This is a genomic window from Leucobacter rhizosphaerae (genome assembly GCF_022919175.1).
GTDB lineage: Bacteria > Actinomycetota > Actinomycetes > Actinomycetales > Microbacteriaceae > Leucobacter > Leucobacter rhizosphaerae.
Genome location: NZ_CP095043.1, coordinates 2,684,661 through 2,704,277 on the forward strand (window position 1 = coordinate 2,684,661; position 19,617 = coordinate 2,704,277).

Sequence of the window (19,617 nt, forward strand, 5' to 3'; positions counted from 1 at the left end):
CGCTTCCACGAGTGTATTGTAAAAAAACATCGTTTTAATACACTGTTGTATAACGGCAATGCCCGAGCTAAGGAGTAACGACAATGAAGTCTGCACGTTCACGGATGGTCACAGGTGGAGTGTTGCTCGCGAGCGGAGCGCTTCTGCTCAGCGCTTGCGCCTCGGACTCGGTGGAGGCTGGCGGTGAAGCGGCGGCCTCGGGATCGCTCACGTTCGTCACCTTCGGAAGCGCATTTCAGGAAGCCCAAGAGACGGCATTCGTAGATCCCTTTGCTGCGGAGACGGGGACGGAGATCACTGTCGATTCCCCGACCGACTTGGCCAAGCTCAAGGTCATGGTCGAGACCGGTGATCCGGACTGGGATGTGTACCTTGCGGGGTCGGCGGAGTCGTTCGCATACTGCGGCACGCTCTTCGAGGAGCTCGACTTCTCGAACATCGAACGCGCTGATTTCGCCGAAGGGACGATCAGCGACTGCGGTGTTCCCGTGGACACGTACTCGTACGTGGTGGCCTACAACACCGAGAAGTATGGCAACACCCCACCGACGAGTCTCGCCGATTTCTTTGATCTCGAGAACTTCCCCGGTTCGCGGGCCATGTCCGGGGATCCTGCCGAGGGCAATCTCGAGATGGCGCTGCTCGCAGATGGGGTAGCGGTTGAGGACCTGTACCCGCTCGACTACGACCGAGCATTCGAGAAGCTCGATGGGATCAAAGCAGATACGACGTTCTGGACTTCTGGAGCGGAGCAGGTGGAGATGATGGAGTCCGGTCGTGCCGACATGATCCTTGCCTGGTCCGGTCGCGCATTCGAGGCGGTCCAGAATGGAGCCAAGTTCGCTCCGATGTGGGATCAGAACGCGTACCACTGGGCATCCCTGGCGATTGTTAAGGGAAGCTCCAACCCAGAGTCCGCACAGCAGTTCATCGACTACGCCGTATCTCCCGAGCCTCAGGCGCTGTTCGCGGAAAGCATCGCGTACGGGGCGGCTAACCTGAAGGCCACGCCGGAACTCGATCCGGCGGAGGCCGACTGGGACTCTGGCGCCGATGCGCACCGTGACCTGTCGTGGTCCATTGATCCGGCCTGGTGGGGTGACAACGCAGACGAGGTCCTCTCGCGATGGACCGCCTGGACTGCGGGCTGAGCACGTGGCCATTACAGCGAGCCAGCTCACCGGTGACGACCTGCTCGTCACCGGTGGGCGTGTCTTCCAGAATGCGGACGACACTGAGGCGTCAGAGGCAATGCTCATTCGCTCCGGCGTGGTCGACGCGGTGGGCTCTCTGGACCGAATGCGGGCCCGTGCCGGCGTATCCATTCGAGAGCTTCATGTCCCTGGATGCACCATTTTGCCCGGGTTCATCGATGCGCACACCCACGTCGAGTTTTCGGCGCTCGCGAGGAACGAATGGCTCGACGTGCGTGGGGTGTCACCGAGGGCAACGTGCGACGCGGTAGCGGAGTCCATACGAAACCGGGGTGAGGGAGCGTGGGTGGTGGCCCAGGGCACGTTCCTCCAAGAGCTGCCGGATCGGGCTGACCTCGACCGTGTCGCACCCAGGACACCCGTGATCGTCCGTGAAAGCATGCACCGACTGCAGGCCAATTCCGAGGCCCTCCGCTTGGCAGGGTTCCTGGATCGCGCACCCTCAGTCCGTTCCGGGATCGTCGTGCATGTCGACCCCGCTGGCCGTCCGACGGGGCTGGTGGAGGAGGGTTTCGATCTTTTCCCTATTCCGGCACCGTCGGTCGACACACTCGCCGACCTTCTAGAACGAGAGCTCCGGGAGTCGTTTGCCCGCCACGGAGTGACTACCGTGTTCGAGATTCCTGCGACGAGGGCAGGCGTCGCGGCATATACAGATCTTGCGAATCGGCGAGCGCTGCCAACGCGAATTACGCTGACCCCGGTGGTATCTCCCGGTCTGAGCCCCCTTCTCGAACGCATGGCTGATTGGACTGCAGAGCAATTCGGCGACCGTGAGGACTCGGACCTGATCGGTTCCGGTGGAATCAAGATTTTCATCGACGGTGACAATGATCAGGCGTTCCATTCCGCAGGTTTCTCACGTGAGCCCCGCCACTGGGGAGCTGTCACACGAACCGTCGACCAACTGCGTGAGGAACTCATCTGGGCGAATCAACAGGATGTGCAGGTCTGGGTTCACGCGATCGGAGACCTCGCTCAAGATCTGATGCTCGAAGCCGTTTCGCAATCGCGCGATCGGGTCGGAGACCCAAGACTCCGGACTCGGTTGGAACACGCGGGTAACCTGCAGCTCGATCACCGCCAACTCCGGCGAATGGTGGAACTCAAGGTGATTCCGGTCCCGACAGCGAACTTTATTTCCACTGACGACGGAAGCGGACGATACGCATTCCGGACACTGGGCGAGGCCGGCCTCGAACCTCCAGGGAATTCCGACACGGGAGGGGCTATTGCGGAGGCTCCGAATCCTTGGTTCGGAATCGCGCACCTGGTTGAGCGGAGGAATCGGGCCGGCCAATTGGTCGCACCGGATGAACGCGTGTCAGTGGCTGAAGGAGTGCGCGGCTACACCACGTACGCAGCACGAGCCGCTGGCCTCGAGAGGGTCGTGGGTTCATTGGCACCGGGTTCGGCCGCAGATTTCGGAGTGTACGCAACAGACCCACGTGCCGCTGAAACATCTGAGTTGCTGACCATGGAAACCGAAATGACGTTTGTGGGAGGGCGGGCCACATGGCAGAGAAACGGCTGAGCGCGGGCACGACAACGGGAATCATCACACTCCTGAATCGACCGCGGGGGGTAACAGCCATTGGGGGGTGGGTGTTGATCGCCCCGGCGGTCATCTTCGTTGCGGTGTGCTTCATTGTTCCGTTGACGTCCCTCATCGCGCGAAGCTTTGTCGAACCGACCCCTGGATTCGGCCAATATGTCGCGGTCCTGGGAGATGCGACAACCATGAGGATTCTCGGGCGAACGTTTTCGGTGGCTTTCCAAGTGACGCTCGTGACCCTGATCCTGGGGTACCCGTATGCGTACCTGATGACGCTGGTCTCGACCCGGACTCGCACGATCTTGATGTTTTTGGTCTTGCTGCCGTTCTGGTCGAGCTTGATGGCGCGCACGTTCGCGTGGATCGCACTCTTTCACCCGGAAGGAGTCGTCCTTTCTGCACTCCGCGTGGTTGGCCTCCACGAGGTCGAACTTCTGGGAACGCAGCTGGGCGTGACGATTGCGATGGTGCAGGTGCTGCTGCCGTTCATGGTGTTACCCCTGTACAGCACCATGAGCGGCATCGACCGACGTCTCCTCGATGCAGCCTCGTCCCTGGGGGCGTCGAAACTACGCGCGTTTGTCAGAGTGTATGCGCCACTCTCGCTCCCCGGGGTGTTCGCGGGATCGGTCCTGCTCTTCATCATGAGTTTGGGGTTCTGGGTCACACCCCGCCTCATCGGTTCACCGCAGGAGTCGCTCGTCGGTCAACTCATCGAGACCAGAGTCGGGAAGCTTCTCGACTTTGCAGGTGCCGGAGCCATCTCGACGGTGCTCCTGGTGATCACCGTCCTCTTGCTCCTCATCTCCGCTGGCGCGATGCGGCGAGCGTCACGACCGATCTCAGGAGGGGCACGATGAGCGCACAGCACTCGCGACCAGGGTTCGCACTGAGAATCTGGGCGGTCCTTGTGGGGATCGTTCTCATCGCCCCTCTCGCGGTGGTGGTCCCGCTCTCATTCACAGCGAAACGCAGCTTCAAGTTTCCCCCCGACGGGTACTCGATTGAGTGGTACCAGAACTTCTTCGGTGACGCCGCATGGCTGCAAGCGCTCTGGAACTCAGTGTGGATCGGTCTGGTGGTCGCTGTAATCTGCAGTGTCCTGGGAACCCTTGCGGCTCTGGGGATCCAGCGGTTGCCCGCCCGGATCGCCGCAATTGCGCAGGGTGTGCTGCTCGCCCCATTGATCATCCCGGGCATCGTCTCTGCCGTTGCGATCTACTCGGTCTTCCTCAAATGGAAACTCAACGGCAACGCGATGGGGTTTGTGCTCGCTCACGCAGTTCTCGCGATTCCGTTCGTCGTGGTGACGGTGAACGCCAGCCTTGCAGGATATGACAGGAATCTCGACCGGGCCGCAGCGAGTCTCGGCGCTGGACGGGTGCGGGTGTTCATGAGAGTCACGCTCCCGCTGATCGCACCCGGAGTCGCGGCTGGCGCCCTGTTCGCCTTCATCACCTCGTTCGACGAGGTTGTCGCGGCAATGTTCTTGCAATCACCGAAGATTCGAACCCTCCCGGTCGAGATGTTCGTCAGCGTCACCAACGAAGTGGACCCGACGATCGCTGTGGTCTCGACGCTCATCTTGGCGGTGACCAGTGCCGTGGTGCTGGTGCCCGCCCTCACTCGCTCGCGACAGCGATGAAAGGTACGACAATGACATCCCAAGACGGTGGACGACGCGGTGGAATCGATCTCGCCAGAGTCTCAAAAACCTTCCCGTCCGGTGCCGTCGGCATCGCTGATATCTCCCTCACCGTTCGGCCCGGGGAGTTCGTGACCTTCCTCGGCCCCTCCGGGTCCGGGAAGACCACGACGCTGAACACGATCGCTGGGTTCGTCGCGCCGACGTCGGGCGCGGTGCATATCGACGGACGAGACGTCACACGTCTGCCCCCGAACCGCCGCAACCTGGGCATGGTGTTTCAGAACTACGCACTCTTTCCGCACATGACAGTCGAAGCAAATGTCGCGTTCGGGATGCACGGCAGGGGAGTCGCTCCTGCGGAGGTGCGTCGCCGGGTTGCGGAAGCCCTGGAACTGGTGCGGCTTGAGGGTATGGGTGCTCGGAGGCCGAAAGAACTCTCGGGTGGGCAGCAGCAGCGCGTCGCGCTTGCGCGAGCGCTGGTGTATCGTCCGCCGATCCTGCTCATGGATGAGCCCCTCGGGGCCTTGGACAAGCAGTTGCGCGATCAGATGCAGGTCGAGATCGCCCGCCTGCATCGAGACCTCGGGACGACATTTCTCTTCGTGACCCATGATCAAGGCGAAGCACTCGCACTTTCCGATCGCATTGTGCTCTTCGAGAGTGGACGTGTGTCTCAGGTCGGATCACCGGAGGAGCTCTATGAACGACCGAAATCTCGATTCGTCGCAGAGTTCATCGGAGAGTCGACCAGCTTTACCGGCGTGCTCAGGGACTCGAGCGCGATCGAATGGGGAAACACGCTGTTGCAGGGCCGCAATCCCAATGGGATACCGGTGGGGAGACACGCCTCCCTCGTGGTGAGGCCGGAGCACCTCCGCATATCCGGCACCGGCGGACCCCGAGGGTCCGACAACCGGGTTTTCGGTATCGTCTCCGAACTGGCGTATCTCGGCTCACATCGGCGCGTGGGCGTGAAATTGGCCGACGGCACGCGGGTCGTGCTCGAGGAGCGCGGGGAGAACGCCGAACCTCTGAGATTCGGGGCTGAGGTCACCGTCTGTTGGTCCCCGGAACACGCCGTGCTCGTCACCGAGGCGGGAGCATGACCCTGAAGCTGTTCAGCCGAGCTCAGCTCCTGACGCTCTCGAATGCTCACGGTGACGCCGTGTTGGTGGACTCGGGGCGCATCTCCGGCATCGGCTCGCGCGAGGATCTGCTGGCCAGTGCTGGCCGACAAGATGTCGAAGAAGTCGACATGGATGGCGCGGTCCTCATGCCCGGATTCGTTGACGGGCATACGCATCTCGAGCTGAGTTGCATCACACAAGAGCAACACCTGCAGATGCATGCCCCGCCGGTGACGTCGCTCGTTCAGATCCTCGAGGAGATCCGACAGCGCAGGGCGACGCAACCCGATGGGTGGATCGTGGTGCGCAGTTCGTTTGCGCTCGACCGCAAAGTCGTTGAGGGTCGACTCCTAGGTCGGGACGAACTCGACAGCGTGAGTCCGGACGCCCCGGTTGTCGTCCTCGCTGGCCTGCACGTCGCGTCGTTGAACACGGTCGGGATGCGCGCTGTGCAACTCGAGATGCCAGAACGACTCGACCCCGGTATGACGGTGCACCGGGGGAGGGACGGTCGACCCAGCGGGATCTTTACCGAGGTCTGGGATCGACTCCCTGCTGCGACGGAGATCGAATCCTATGCTGCGCTCCGGCGCCACGCGCATTCACTGGTGGCGGCGCATGGGATCACCAGCCTGTGTACGATTCCGACCTCTGTAGCGGACGTCAGAGCACTCCACGCGTTACGGGTTGAGGACCAGTTGCCGTTTCGCGTCCGGTTCTACCCGCATGTGCCGAGAGTGGGCCCGCTTTCGTCTGTCCTTTCGCTCGGAGCGCCGTCGGGATTCGGGGACTCGATGCTGCAGTTTGGCGGTGTCAAGATCTTCGTCGACGGGGAGGGTGGTGACGGGCTCGGGGCAGAGTTCGATGATGTGAAATGGACCGAGCAAGAACTGTCCGATCTCGTGGGCGAGGCAACCGCGTCCCGAGTGCAGCTCTTCATGCACGCGGTGACCGGGACCGGGATTCGAGCAGCGATGGCGGCTGTCGCTCAGCATTGGGGATCGCGCCCGCTCCGTGCTCCCGCTCCGCATCGAATCGAGCACTCCGGAGACTATGTCCCACGGGAGCTCATTGCTGATCTCGCCCAGTCCGGTATCGGCGTGGTCGCCACCCCGCACTTCGTCGGATCGGATGATGTGGGTGATGACTTTCAGCCTCTCCGAAAGCTCATTGATGCAGGTGTTCGCGTGATCGGAGCCACGGATTCCACGGGGACGGTTCCTTCGGGTGCGCCCCCGCTCTCGAATATCGCCTCAGCGGTGACACGGCGCGACGCGGCTGGGAATCCGTCTCCGCACCGAATATCTGCTGAGCACGCGCTGCGCATGTTTACCGACTGGGCGGCACGGGGACAGGGTGAGGGTGGGAAGAAAGGCGTGTTGCAAGAGGGCGCTCTTGCGGACTTCGCCATTCTCGATGCGAATCCGCTCAAGGTGTCTCCGGAGGACATTGCAGGAATACGTGTGCTCGGCACGGTGCTCAACGGTGCTCGAGTGGGGTGATTCTCGCCGGGGCCTCTGGGCCGTGAGCGGGTCGAGTGCTATTGAAAACGCCACTGTACAAAGTGTTCAGTATTCTGTGCCGGAATGTACACTAGTGGGTGAAGTTGCAACGCCCACGGAAGGACACAGTTGGAAGAACAAGACGGGAAAGCGCCGGACGCCTCTCTCGGCCAGCGGGTCGCGTCGTTCCGGGAGCTCCGCGGCATGAGCCTGCGGGCGCTCGCCGCCGCGGCCGGGGTGAGCTCGAGCTTTCTGAGCCAGCTCGAGAACGGCCACACCAACGCGAGCGTCGCCTCGCTGCGGAAGGTCGCGGCCGCGCTGGGCGTGACGCCGGCGCAGCTGCTCGACGACTCCTCGGCGCACACCCGCGGCGTGCTCCGGCGCGCCGACCGGCCGAGCCTGCCGCTCGAGGGCGCCGAGAAGTTTGTGCTCTCCATTCCGCCCATGCGCAACCTCGAAGTGTACGCCGGCCGCTTCGAACCGGGCGGGTCCACCGGACCCGAGGCCTACTCCCACGGGCACTCCCAGGAGATCTTCCTGGTGACGTCCGGTGAGGTCCGGTTCGAGCTCGCCGGCGACGCGTACACGATGCGCGCCGACGACTCCATCGAGTTCCTGAGCTCGGTGCCGCACCGCGTCGTGAACGACTCCGACGCGGCCGCGACCGTGGTCTGGATCAACAGCCCACCCACCCCCGACGAGATCCCGCACGGCTCGATCCCCGCGAGCATCTCGACGACTCCGAACACCACCACCGCATCGAATACCCCCACCGCATCGCAGAGGAAGGACGCATCATGATCAACGGCCACGTATCACGCTGGTGGGAGGAGATCGGTGCGCCGGATCCCCGCCCGGAACTGCCCGGGAACCTCACCGCGGACGTCGCCATCGTCGGCGCCGGGTACACGGGGTTGTGGACCGCGTACTATCTCAAGCGCGCGAAGCCCGAGCTCCGCGTCGTGGTGATCGAGCAGCGCCACGTCGGCTACGGCGCCTCCGGCCGCAACGGCGGGTGGCTCACGAACGCGATCACGGGCGGGCGCGAGCAGTACGTGAAGACCCACGGGCGCGATGCGGCCGAGCGCTTCCAGCGCGCGATGAACGAGACGGTCGACGAGGTGATCCGCGTCGCCGAAGCCGAAGGGATCGACGCCGACATCAAGCGCGGCGGAGAGTTCAACGTCGCCTACACCCCGGCCCAGGAGACCCGCCTTCGTGCGGTCGCCGAGGCGGAGCAGACGTGGAAGTACACCGACGTCGAGCTGCTCGAGGCCGCCGAGGCGCGCGCGAAGATCAACGTCGCCGATACGCGCGCCGCGATCTGGCACCCGCACTGCGCCCGGATCCAGCCCGCCAAGCTCGCCCGGGGGCTCGCGGATGCCGCCGAGCGCCTCGGCGTGGAGATCTACGAGCGCACGCGCGCCGTCGAGATCGCCCCGCACCGGGTCAGCACCACGCACGGCACCGTCTCCGCCGAGTACGTGGTGCGGGCGACGGAGGGGTTCACCGCGAACCTCAAGGGCCTGCACCGGCTCTGGCTGCCCATGAACTCTTCGCTCATCGCCACCGAGCCGCTGTCGGCCGAGGTGTGGGACGAGCTGCACTGGAGCGAGGGCGAGGTGCTCGGCGACTTCGCGCACGTCTACATGTACGCGCAGCGCACGGCCGACGACCGCATCGCGATCGGTGGTCGCGGGGTGCCCTACAAGTACGGCTCGCGCACCGACACCGATGGTGAGACCCCCGCGGTCACGGTGGACATCCTGAGCGAGATCCTGCACCGCTTCTTCCCTGCCACCCGCGGCGCCGCGATCGACCACGTGTGGTCCGGGGTGCTCGGCGTGCCGCGCGACTGGGCGGCCACGGTCGGCCTCGATCCCGCGACCGGCATCGCCTGGGGCGGCGGCTACGTCGGCACCGGTGTGACCTCGACGAACCTCGCCGGCCGTACCATCACTGACCTCATCCTCGGCAACCGGACCGAGCTCACCTCGCTGCCCTGGGTCAACCACCGTGTGCGCAAGTGGGAGCCTGAGCCGCTGCGCTGGGTCGCGACGAAGGGCCTGTACACCGCGTACGGGATGGCGGACCGCTCCGAGCTCGCGGGCCGGAAGACGACCTCGCCGATCGCGCACGTCGCCGACGTGATCACCGGCCGCCACTGACCGGCTCCGATCCGGCCGGGATCCCGCACCCGCCGGGATCCCGAACCCGCCGCGATCCCGCACCCGCCGGGATCCCGCCCCGCCACGACCCTCGAGGAGAGATCATGACCACCATCCCCACGCTCGCCATCCACGGCACCGCAGCGACCGACCTCGGCCCGCACGCTCCGAAGCCCACCTCGATCGAGGGGGCGCAGACGGAGGCCTCGACCTCGGTCTGGGCGACCGACCGCATCGACACGGGACTCTGGGAGTGCACGCCCGGCGTCTTCACCGCCGAGCGCAACGGCTACAGCGAAATCTGCACGATCCTCTCGGGACGTGTCACGATCGAGGTGGAGGGCGCCGAGCCCGAAGAGTTCGGCCCGGGTGACGTGATGGTCATGCCTTCCGGTTGGCGCGGCACATGGCGGATCCACGAACCGCTGCGCAAGCACTACACGACGATCAACGACTGAGAGGGCGGGCAATATGGCACAGGGAGATCTGCGGACGCAGGGCGGGGATCTCGCGCTGACAGGCGCGCGACTGCGGACCAACACCTCCGGTGATGCGGACGCCACCGCGATCCTGATCCGAGACGGGGTCATCGCGCTGCTCGGGAGCGACCTCGAGGTCGCGGCCGCCGCGGCGGAGCACGGGATCCCGGTGCGGGACCTCTCCTGGGCCACCGTCACCCCAGGCCTCTTCGACTCGCACACGCACCCGCACTGGGCGTCCGATCTCACGAGCGGGATCGACCTCGGTGGGCTCGAGACGGTCGACGAGATCCGGGCCGCGATCGCCGCGGAGCACGTCCGCCTGCCCGAGGGCGAGTGGGTGCGCGGATGGAATCTCGAGTACGAGCCCTTCGAGGAGGTCGGGCTGCGGGGGGACGTGCTCGCCGACGCGGCGCCCGGTCGGCCCGTCGTCCTCATCTGCTACGACCTGCACACCGCCGTCGCGACGGCCCCGGCGCTCGCCGCGGCGGGGATCTCGGGTGCGCGCGCGTTCGAGGACGCCAGCGAGATCGTGGTCGACGCCGACGGCACCCCGACCGGTGAACTCCGCGAGCCCACCGCCTACCAGCTCGTCTTCGACGCGGTGCCCGCGCCGAGCCCCGAGGAGGAGCGGGATCGGCTCCGCGACATGTTCCGACGGCTCGCCGCGACCGGCCTCACCGGCGGCGCGATCATGGACGGCAAGGAGCGCACCGTCGAGCTCCTCGCCGAGCTCGAGGCGCGCGGTGAGCTGGATCACCGCATCACGATGCACCACTGGCACGCGGTCGGCGACGACGACGCAGCCGTCGCGCGGGTGATCGCGAACAAGAATCGCGCGGGGCGCCTCTGGCGCACGGGTGCGATCAAGCTCTTCAGCGACGGTGTCATCGACACCGGGACCGCGTGGCTGCACACGGTGGACGCGTGCGGCGACGGCCGGGTATCGTTCTGGCCGGAGTGGGCGCGCTACGGCGAGGTCGTGCGGGCGTACCACGACGCGGGCATGCTCATCGCGACGCACGCGGTCGGGGACTACGCGGTCAGCCGCGTGCTGGAGGTCTACGCCACGCTCCCGAAGCGGGAGGGACTGCCGTTCCACTCGATCGAGCACCTCGAGGTGCTCTCCGACGCGGACATCGAGGCGCTGCGCGGATCCGGCGTGACGGCGTCAATGCAGCCGCTGCACATGCAGTGGCGCACGGCCGACCACAGCGACAACTGGACGGTCCGGCTCGGGGCGGGTCGCGACGAGACCGGATACCGTGTGCGGAGTGTGCTCGACGCCGGGGTCACGCTGACGCTCGGTTCGGACTGGCCGGTGGCGCAGTACGATCCGCGCCTCGGCATGGCGTGGGCACGGGGTCGGCACACGCCGGGCGATGCGTCGGCGCACGTCTTCGAGCCGTCGCAGCGACTGACCGCGGAGGAGGCGCTGCTCGCCTACACGCTGTGGCCGGCGCGGGCGCGCGGGCACGAGGATCGTGGCGTGCTGGCCGTGGGTGCCGTGGGCGATCTCACGGTGTGGGGCGCAGACCCGATCGAGGCGTCCGCCGACGAGCTGCCCGAGGTGCCGATCCGGCTCACTGTGGTCGACGGCCGCATCGTCTTCGAGGGGTAGGGGGCGGGGCGGGCCTCACCGGGGCCCGTCCACGCTTCGGCCTACTCTTTCTCTTTCGCCGACCTGCCATCATCTCGCCGACCTGCCACCTCTGCCGCGCGAATACGGTGGCAGCTCGGCGAGAGGGTGGCAGCTCGGCGACGCCGACCACGCGCCGCCAACCTACCCCAGCGCGTCGATGATCCGGCGCGACTCCCGCAGGCCGCTCTCGATCGCCCCGTCGATGAACCCGCCCCACAGGTTCGCGTTGTCCGAGGTCGCGAAGTGCACGGCACCGTGCGGCTCCTGCAGTTCGGCGAGGTCGCGGGTGAGCTGCCCGGGGCGGTGCGTCATCCACGTGGTGAGCGAGAGCGGATCCGTCATCCAGTCGTGCGCCTCGATCTGGGTGATGGTGATCCCGGGTCGGAACGCGTCGACGGCCGCCTGCGCGCCGGCGAGGTCGTCGAGGTCGATCCGGGTGTGGTCGGGTCCGAACCCGACGAGGATCGTGTAGTCGTTTCCGTCCGCATCGGTGCAGAAGAAGTCGGCCTTGAGCACGGAGAGCGGAGCGTCCTGGTTCGCGTAGGCGAAGAAACGGGGCAGGTGCCCCTCGGCGCGCAGCCACACCTTCGTGCCCTGCGACGCCACGGTCTCGGCGTTCTGCCGCTGCCACGCCGCGGGCAGGTCGGGGGTGAAACGGATCCCGGCGATCGCGTTCACCGGAAGCGTGCTGACTACCCGGCGGGCGAGGATCTGCTCGCCGCCGTCGGTCTCGACGACCACCCCGTCCGCGGTCTGCGTGATGGCGGTGACCACCGTGTTGAGTCGGATCTCCCCGGGCACATCGGCGGCGATGCGGTCGGTGAAGCCGCGCATGCCGTCGACGACCCGGTAGGTCGACGAGGCCTCGTGCATCAGCTGCCAGTGCCCGCCCGTCGCGGCGACCCAGCGGAGCGCACTCGAGAGGCCGACCTGGTCGAGCGGGGCGTTCACGTGCCCCACCCACACCGATTCGTTCGCGGCGCGGGCTTCGGGATCGAGTCCGAGCGCGTCGAAGCGGTCCTGGATGCTGAGGTGGTCGAGATCCTGGATCTCACCCACCGTCGGCTCCGGTCCGCGCGGCATCGCGGTGCGCACGTCGTCGATCACGAGCTGCTGCCCGTCGTCGATCAGCGCCATGAACTCGCCCAGGGTGCCCTTGCGCGGCGTGCCGTCGGCACCCTGCCAGTAGGCCTCCTCGGCCGCGGGGCTCCGCACCATCTCACGGTCGTAGCGGCTCATCTCGGCCCAGACGTGGGGTTGCACCCAGTGGATCCAGTTCGCCCCCATCTCGAGGTCGTGCCCGAGTCGGTGATCGGTCCAGGTGCGGCCGCCGATGCGATCCCGCGCTTCGAGGGTCACCACCTCGAGCCCGGACCTCCCCAGCTCGCGGGAGGTGATCAGTCCGGCGAAGCCGGCTCCGACGACGACGACATCAACAGACTGCATGGCTCTCTCCTGGGACGCGGGGTACGTGGCGGCGGCGCGCGGCGACCGCTTCCTGCGCCAGCCTAGCCCCGCGGGCGGCCCCGCGAGAGTAGACGATCCCACTCACTTTCGGGGCGGCATCGTATGAAGTTATGACCCGGTGCGCGGGTGGGTGCCGGAGGGGGAGACCCATCGGCGCCGCAGCGGGTTACAGCCGGCCGACGATGCGGCGCAGGAGCTCCGCGAGCTCGGGCTCGGCGGCCCGCCCGGCCTCGAGCACCTCGGCGTGATCCAGCGGGTCGCCCATTCCCGCGGCGGGGTTCGTGATGAGCGAGAGACCGAGAATCTCCATGCCGGCCGCGCGGGCCGCGATGGCCTCGAGCGCGGTTGACATGCCCACGATCTGGCCGCCGATGGTGCGCAGGTAGTGGATCTCCGCGGGGGTCTCGTAGTGCGGGCCGGGGAGCTGCACGTAGACGCCCTCCTGCAGCGACGGCTCGGCCTCGCGGGCGAGATCGCGGAGCCGCGACGCGTAGAGGTCGGTGAGGTCCACGAAGTTCGCACCCTCGATCGGGGAGGCGGCGGTGAGGTTGAGGTGATCGCTGATGAGCACGGCCTCGCCGGCGCGGAACGCGGGATCGACGCCGCCGGCGCCATTCGTGAGGATCATGAGCTCGGCACCCGCCGCGGCCGCGGTGCGCACCCCGTGCACGACCGCGCGCACGCCGCGGCCCTCGTAGAAGTGGGTGCGGGCGCCGATGATGAGGGCGTGCTTGCCGCTCGCGAGCCGGATCGAGCGCAGCGTGCCGGAGTGCCCGGGCACGCCCGACACGTGGAAGCCCGGCACCTGCTCGGCCGGGACCGCGGCGACGGTCTCACCGATCACGTCGGCGGCCTTGCCCCAGCCGCTGCCCAGGGTGAGGGCGATGTCATGGCGTTCGACGCCCGTCAGCTCGGCGAGGGTGTCGGCTGCGCGCTGCGCGAGGGCTGCGGGATCGTGCGATTCAGTCATGCGACAAGTCTAGGCTTCGGTCGGGCCCCCCGGCGGCGCTGCGCGTGCCGGCAGTTCACTCACTGCTGGCCGGTCAATCCCTGCGGAGATGTCACGCATTCCTGAGGCATTCCAGCCGGCCGGACCTGCATATCTGACATCTCCGCAGCGATTGGCGTAAGCGCAAGCGCAAGCCCCAGCGCAAGCCCCAGCCCAGGCCCCAGCGCGCAGGCCATCTACCCCTGCAGCACCCGGTACCCGCGGCGCGCGTCGTAGCCGTGGATCTCGCGGGTGTCGAGCACCGCCATGAAGTCGAGCACCTCGGCCGTGATGACCTGGCCGGGCACGAGCACGGGGAACCCGGGCGGGTACGGGGTTACGAAGCCCGCGGAGACGGGCTGCTCGCCGCGGGCGACGCGGGATCGCAGCTCCTCCGGCGATACATGCTCGACGGCGCCGCGCTGCTGGCCCCGGAAGAACGCCTTCCGCAGGTCGCCGTCGGGGAGCACCGCGTCGGTCGCGTACCCGTCGGCGAACGCGCTGAAGTCGGGCAGCGGCGGTGCCGGGACCCGGGAGACGGGCAGTTCGGGATCGCGCTGCGCCTGCTCCTCCTCGAAGCGTTCGGCGAGCTTCACGAGCACCTCGATGAGGTACGCGATCGCGCTGCGCGACGTGCCGATGTTCGTCATGAAGAGCACCGTGTTGCGGCTGGTCTTGTTGACCTGGATCCCGTACCGGTCCATGAGGTGCTCGTGCTTGAACGTGTCGCCGTCGACGCCGGTGCGGCTGATCTCGATCGTGATCCGGCTCGGGTCGACCACGAACTCGTCGTTCGCCCACGCCTGCCACATGCTCGACAGGCCGTCGCGGAGCGGCATCGGCCGTCCGGTCTCGCGGTGCGCGGCCGGGATCAGGTCGTGCGCCGAGAGCACCCGGAAGGTGCGGCGTAGCAGCGGGTGGCGGGCGATCGCCTGGGCGAGGCTCGTCGCGAGGTCGAGCTGACGCTGCACGAGCTCGAAGCCCTCGAGCTCCACCTGGCGGCGGCCGATGTCGAGCGAGGAGAGGATCTGGTAGTTCGGCGAGGTCGACGTATGCGTCATGTACGCCTCGTGGAATGGCTCCTCGGCGTCGCGCACCCACTCCTGGTCGTAGACGTGGATCATCGAGCCCTGCCGTAGCGCGGTGAGCGTCTTGTGCGTCGACTGCGTGGCGTAGACGCGCAGTCGGGCCTGCGGCGAGGGCAGCAGCCGCTCGCTCACCCAGACGTCATCGGGCGCCGGGGTGCCGTCGGCGTTGAAGAGGCGCGACTGCTGCGCGTGGTACGCGGCCGCGTGCGCCGAGGACTTCAGACGATCCTCGAGGCGCTTCGCCGCGGCCATGGCCGTGCGGCGCCTCGTCACGGGGTGGAACGCGGCGAACGCGAACCAGGCCTCGTCCCACAGGAACACCAGGTCGGGCTTGATCGCGAGGCACTCGGCCATGACCCGCTCGGGGTCGTAGACGATGCCGTCGAAGGTGCAGTTGGTGAGCGTGATCATGCGCACCTCGTCGAGGCGGCCCTGGGCCCGGTAGTCGAGCAGCATCTGCTTCACCCGGTCGAGCGGCACGGCGCCGTAGAAGGCGAAGTCGTTGAGCGGGTACGCCTCGAGATAGGCGGGGCGGGCGCCGGTCAGCATCACCGCGTGGTGGTGCGACTTGTGGCAGTTGCGATCCACCATCACCACGTCGTTCGGGGCGACGAGCGCCTGGTGCACGATCTTGTTCGCCGTGGACGTGCCGTTCGTCACGAAAAACGTGTGCTTCGCGCCGTACGCGCGCGCGGCGAGATCCTGCGCCTTTTTGATCGTGCCGACGGGCGCGAGCAGCGAGTCGAGGCCGCCGGAGGTGGCGGAGGTCTCCGCGAGGAGCAGGTTCAGTCCGTAGAACGTCGCGAGATCCCGAATCCACTTCGACGACACCACCGAGCCGCCGCGGGCCACCGGGAGCGCGTGGAACACGCCGACCGGGCGTCTGGCGTGATCCTGGATCGCCGTGAAGAAGGGGGTGTCGTAGAGGTGCGAGATGCGGCGCAGCAGCGTGAGGTGCAGTTCGAGCTGATCCTCGCGGCGGAAGACCCGGCGGAAGCGGCGGGTGAGCGCCCCCGCGAGCTCCTCGATGTGCGCGCCGGCCATCAGGTAGAGGTCGAGCTCGGGGCGGAGGGCCGCGAGCGTGTCGGCGAGACCGAGCACGCGCTGCACCGAGGCGAGCGAGCTGCGTGACGGCGCCGTCGCGGCGCCCGAGTCGGAATCCGCGCGCGCGAAGTCGATCGTCTCGCGCAGGTCCTTGCTGAGGCGCTGACGCGATCGGTCGCTGAAGCCGGGGCGCACCACGCAGGCGAGGATGTTCGGGTTCGTGAGCACAGCCGCGACCGCGTCCTCTTGCGAGGGCACGATCACGAAGTCGTAGATGAAGTCGTCCGCCGGGCTCCGCAGGCGGAGCGACTCGGCGCGCATCGTGTCGCGATCGAGCTCGGTGGTCTCATCGATGACGAGCACCTCGAAGCGCGGCCGGGTGTCGCCGTCGGCCGTGATCTCGATGCGCTCCTGGTCGTCCATGAACTCGTCGCGCGGCTCGTCGGGTACGGTGTCGCCGCGCAGGCGGTTCACCACGCGGCCGATGCGGTCGAGCGCTGTGACATAGTCGCCGTTCGCCAGCAGGTCGCCGATCGCCCGCACGTACCGCTGACCGAAGCCGGCCCAGTACATCTCGATCGTCTCGAGCGCACGCAGCGAGCGGTAGATCTCGCTGTCGGCCGCGATCGCACTCGCGTCGTCACTGCCGAGCGCGAGCCGCTTCACCCCGAAGCGGAGGTACTCCCACGCGTCGCTGCGGAGCCGCCAGGTGCTCGACGGCATTCCGGGATCGCGCTCAAGTACGGCAGCCGCGCCGGGTGCGCCCGCGTGAGCGGAGAGGTCGGCGGATCCTTCGATCCCGCCGGTGCCGTCCTGAATCGTGACGATGTCCCGGAGCTCGTCTGCGAGTGGGTCGTGTGCGGAGTCGATCCTCGTCATTGACGACTGTCCTTCCAACGTCTTCGTTCGGCGGAGCCCGGCATGGGCTCGCAGGGATACGGCCCGGCCGTGGGGTCTTCGGCGCGGGATCCCTGGGTTTCGATCCTACGGCGTCCCGGATTCCCGGGCGGGAACGTGGCGCCGGGTGACTTTGGGGTGCGGACGGCGCTGCGCGGATCCGGACGTCTCGGATAACGATTGCTGACCAAACGCCGAGAGTTCACCGGATGAAACTTAGGGTGGCCTAAGATGAACATGTGGATGCGTTCGAACCAGACTACTCAGAGATCACGTCAGTGATCGATCCCGATGGGATCGACTGCGTGCTCGCCGCCGGCGACGCCGGAGATCTCGACGAGATTCGGACCTGGCTCCAACTCCTTCCCGAGACCGCGTACGGCCAGGTTTTCATCGAGGTCTTCTCCGAGATCCAGATCGAACCGCTGCCGCTGCCGCCCCACGTAGCCGTCACCTGGCTCTGCCGCGAGGCCCGCGAGCCCAGCCCACGACCCGGTATCGGCCGTCGCTGCGGTGAGGCGCTCGAGTCGGCCGTCGACGCGTGGTTCGACGAGTGGCTGTGGTCCGACAGCAGCACGGGGCGCAACTTCCACCTCTGGATGGGCGCGCGCACGAGCTCGGTCATGCAGAGCTATTGGCTCGCGTTCGACCGCAAACTGCAGAAGCGGTGGCCCGGATTCTGCGAGACCGACTGCACACGCAACTGCGCGGAGTCGTAACCGTCCTCGACCGCGAAGGCCTCTGCGCACGCGTAAGCTGGGGGCATGGCGAAATCGGTTGAACGCAAGCATCGGATCGCAGTCATCGGCGGAGGCCCGGGAGGGTACGACGCGGCACTCGCGGGAGCCCAGCTCGGGGCCGAGGTCACGCTCATCGAGCGCGCCGGAGTCGGCGGAGCGGCGGTGCTCACCGACGTCGTGCCGTCGAAGAGCCTGATCGCCACGGCGGGCGCCGTGCAGGCGGTGCGCGACTCCGGGCGGCTCGGCGTGCAGGCGTTCGTGCCGGGGGGCAACGGCAAGCCGGTGCGGCCGGAGATCGCTGTGAACCTCGCCGCGGTCAACAAGCGCCTGGTCGCGATGGCGGGTGCCCAGTCGGTCGACATGCTGCACAGCCTCGAGAACGCGGGCGTGCGGGTGGTGCAGGGCGAGGGCCGACTCGACGGCGTCGGCGCGGTGCTCGTGTCCACCGCCGCCGGATCCGGGGGCACCGACTTCGACCGCATCGAGGCCGACACCATCGTCGTGGCCGTGGGATCCAGCCCGCGCGAACTCGACTCCGCGAAGCCCGATGGCGAGCGGATCCTGACCTGGAAGCAGCTCTACGACATGCCCTCGGTGCCCGAGCACCTCGTGGTCGTCGGCTCGGGGGTGACCGGCGCCGAGTTCGCGAACGCCTATCGCACGCTGGGGTCCGAGGTGACGCTCGTGTCGAGCCGGGATCAGGTGCTGCCCGGCGAGGATCCCGATGCCGCCGCCGTGATCGAGCGCGAGTTCTCGCGCCTCGGCATGCACCTGATGTCGAAGTCGCGCGCGCAGTCCGTCGCGCGCACCGAGACCGGCGTGATCGTGACGCTCGAGGACGGTCGCACGGTCGAGGGCTCGCACTGCCTGATGGCCGTGGGATCGATCCCGAACACCGCCGACCTCGGCCTCGAGGAGGCCGGGGTGGAGCTCACCGAGAGCGGCCACATCCGCGTCAACAAGGTCGCGCGCACCGCGGTGCCGTCGATCTACGCCGCCGGCGACTGCACCGATTTCTACCCGCTCGCGTCGGTCGCGTCGATGCAGGGCCGCACCGCGATCATGCACGCACTCGGCGACTTCGTGCGGCCGATCGATCTGCGCAACGTCGCGGCGAACGTCTTCACCTACCCGGAGATCGCGACGGTCGGCTGGAACGCCCGCAGCCTCGACGAGGCGAGCGACGTGGCGAAGGCGATCGAGCACACGATCCCGCTGAGCGTGAACCCGCGCGCGAAGATGATCGGGTTCACCGACGGCTTCGTGAAGCTGTTCGCGTGGCAGGCGTCGGGCACCGTGATCGGCGGTGTGATCGTGGCGCACCGCGCGAGTGAGCTGATCTTCCCGCTCGCGCTCGCGGTCGAGCACCGCCTCACGGTCGATCAGGTGGCCTCTGCGTTTGCGGTCTACCCGTCGATGACCGGTGCGATCACGGATGCGGCGCGCGCGCTGCACCAGCACTGACCCGGCCGTGGTGGTGGGCAACCGCGCTGCGGCACGAGGATCCCGGATGCTGACGCGCCGCGATGTGCTCGGCGGGCTCGCCGGTGTCGTCGGCCTGGCCTCGGTGGGCGCTCTCGCAGGGTGCGCGCCGGGCAAGCCCGAGCCGGTGCCCTCCGACGAAGGGGTTCGGGCCGCGGTGACCGTGCGCGCGTTCGACAACCAGTACGAGCCCGCGGAGGTCGAGATCCGACCGGGCGAGGCCGTGGAGTGGATCTTCGAGGGTCCCGCGGAGCACGACGTGGTCAGCAACGACCGGAGCTTCGTGAGCGAGCTCGTGACCTCGGGGAGGTACGTCCACGTCTTCGACGAGGCGGGCGAATACGCCTACCTGTGCTCGATCCACCCCGAGATGCGGGGTCTCGTGCGGGTCGTCGCGGGGTAGGCCCGCGCGCCTCCCGACACTTCCGGGGTCACTTGTGCGGGGTGTCGGGGCGTCGTATCCCCTCCAAAGTGACCCCGCAACGATCGATGTGGATCTGGGTGCGGCGCGCTCGTTTGTTTGCTTGCTTGCTCTTGGCGGTGTGAGCGATTTCCGTTGGAAAGGTGGGATCTCGC

The 19,617-nt window shown here is 67.3% G+C and carries 16 protein-coding genes; 13 read left to right on the top strand and 3 right to left on the bottom strand.

Annotation, left to right across the window (positions count from 1 at the left end):
• Window positions 1-83 precede the first annotated feature (83 nt).
• The 10 genes from MUN76_RS12465 (at window position 84) to MUN76_RS12510 (ending at window position 11,314) form a co-directional block, all read left to right on the top strand.
• Window positions 84-1,151: an ABC transporter substrate-binding protein gene (locus tag MUN76_RS12465; RefSeq protein ID WP_244685083.1), complete on the top strand. Its 1,068-nt coding sequence runs from the start codon at window positions 84-86 to the stop codon at window positions 1,149-1,151.
• Window positions 1,152-1,155: 4 nt separating this feature from the next.
• A complete protein-coding gene (locus tag MUN76_RS12470) occupies window positions 1,156-2,748 on the top strand; it encodes an amidohydrolase (protein ID WP_244685085.1) in 1,593 nt (530 codons plus the stop codon).
• Complete coding sequence (locus tag MUN76_RS12475; protein WP_244685087.1) at window positions 2,730-3,629, top strand: ABC transporter permease; 900 nt, start codon at window positions 2,730-2,732, stop codon at window positions 3,627-3,629. The genes MUN76_RS12470 and MUN76_RS12475 overlap by 19 nt, the downstream gene beginning before the upstream one ends.
• Complete coding sequence (locus MUN76_RS12480; protein WP_244685089.1) at window positions 3,626-4,414, top strand: ABC transporter permease; 789 nt, start codon at window positions 3,626-3,628, stop codon at window positions 4,412-4,414. The genes MUN76_RS12475 and MUN76_RS12480 overlap by 4 nt, the downstream gene beginning before the upstream one ends.
• A gap of 11 nt (window positions 4,415-4,425) precedes the next feature.
• A complete protein-coding gene (locus MUN76_RS12485; protein WP_244685091.1) occupies window positions 4,426-5,523 on the top strand; it encodes an ABC transporter ATP-binding protein in 1,098 nt (365 codons plus the stop codon).
• Complete coding sequence (locus tag MUN76_RS12490; RefSeq protein WP_244685093.1) at window positions 5,520-7,046, top strand: amidohydrolase; 1,527 nt, start codon at window positions 5,520-5,522, stop codon at window positions 7,044-7,046. The genes MUN76_RS12485 and MUN76_RS12490 overlap by 4 nt, the downstream gene beginning before the upstream one ends.
• 129 nt (window positions 7,047-7,175) lie before the next feature.
• Window positions 7,176-7,847: a helix-turn-helix domain-containing protein gene (locus tag MUN76_RS12495; RefSeq protein ID WP_244685094.1), complete on the top strand. Its 672-nt coding sequence runs from the start codon at window positions 7,176-7,178 to the stop codon at window positions 7,845-7,847.
• Complete coding sequence (locus MUN76_RS12500) at window positions 7,844-9,214, top strand: NAD(P)/FAD-dependent oxidoreductase (protein WP_244685095.1); 1,371 nt, start codon at window positions 7,844-7,846, stop codon at window positions 9,212-9,214. Before MUN76_RS12495 ends, MUN76_RS12500 begins: the two co-directional genes overlap by 4 nt.
• A gap of 104 nt (window positions 9,215-9,318) precedes the next feature.
• The gene (locus MUN76_RS12505; RefSeq protein WP_244685096.1) at window positions 9,319-9,672 is read left to right on the top strand and encodes a cupin domain-containing protein; all 354 of its coding nucleotides are present in this window, start codon (window positions 9,319-9,321) and stop codon (window positions 9,670-9,672) included.
• Window positions 9,673-9,685: 13 nt separating this feature from the next.
• A complete protein-coding gene (locus tag MUN76_RS12510; RefSeq protein ID WP_244685097.1) occupies window positions 9,686-11,314 on the top strand; it encodes an amidohydrolase in 1,629 nt (542 codons plus the stop codon).
• 162 nt (window positions 11,315-11,476) lie between these two features.
• On the opposite strand, the gene MUN76_RS12515 is transcribed toward MUN76_RS12510, so the two are convergent.
• From MUN76_RS12515 to MUN76_RS12525, 3 genes are all read right to left on the bottom strand, one after another.
• A complete protein-coding gene (locus tag MUN76_RS12515) occupies window positions 11,477-12,781 on the bottom strand; it encodes a flavin monoamine oxidase family protein (protein ID WP_244685098.1) in 1,305 nt (434 codons plus the stop codon).
• Between the two features lie 187 nt (window positions 12,782-12,968).
• Window positions 12,969-13,772 (bottom strand): purine-nucleoside phosphorylase, encoded by an 804-nt coding sequence (locus MUN76_RS12520; RefSeq protein ID WP_244685099.1) that lies wholly within the window; start codon window positions 13,770-13,772, stop codon window positions 12,969-12,971.
• Between the two features lie 215 nt (window positions 13,773-13,987).
• On the bottom strand, window positions 13,988-16,801 hold the full coding sequence (locus MUN76_RS12525) for an aminotransferase class I/II-fold pyridoxal phosphate-dependent enzyme (RefSeq protein WP_429952743.1): 2,814 nt from the start codon (window positions 16,799-16,801) through the stop codon (window positions 13,988-13,990).
• Between the two features lie 296 nt (window positions 16,802-17,097).
• On the opposite strand from MUN76_RS12525, the gene MUN76_RS12530 reads away from it, so the two are divergent.
• From MUN76_RS12530 to MUN76_RS12540, 3 genes are read left to right on the top strand one after another with little or no spacing between them, the layout of a single operon-like run.
• A complete protein-coding gene (locus MUN76_RS12530; RefSeq protein ID WP_244685100.1) occupies window positions 17,098-17,538 on the top strand; it encodes an SIP domain-containing protein in 441 nt (146 codons plus the stop codon).
• A 45-nt stretch (window positions 17,539-17,583) separates the two neighbouring features.
• Window positions 17,584-19,023 carry an NAD(P)H-quinone dehydrogenase gene (locus tag MUN76_RS12535; RefSeq protein WP_244685102.1) on the top strand — a complete coding sequence of 480 codons (1,440 nt, stop codon included), beginning with the start codon at window positions 17,584-17,586 and terminating at the stop codon, window positions 19,021-19,023.
• Between the two features lie 46 nt (window positions 19,024-19,069).
• Entirely contained in the window at window positions 19,070-19,444 is a 375-nt protein-coding gene (locus MUN76_RS12540; protein ID WP_244685104.1) for a cupredoxin domain-containing protein, read from the top strand.
• Window positions 19,445-19,617: the final 173 nt, after the last annotated feature.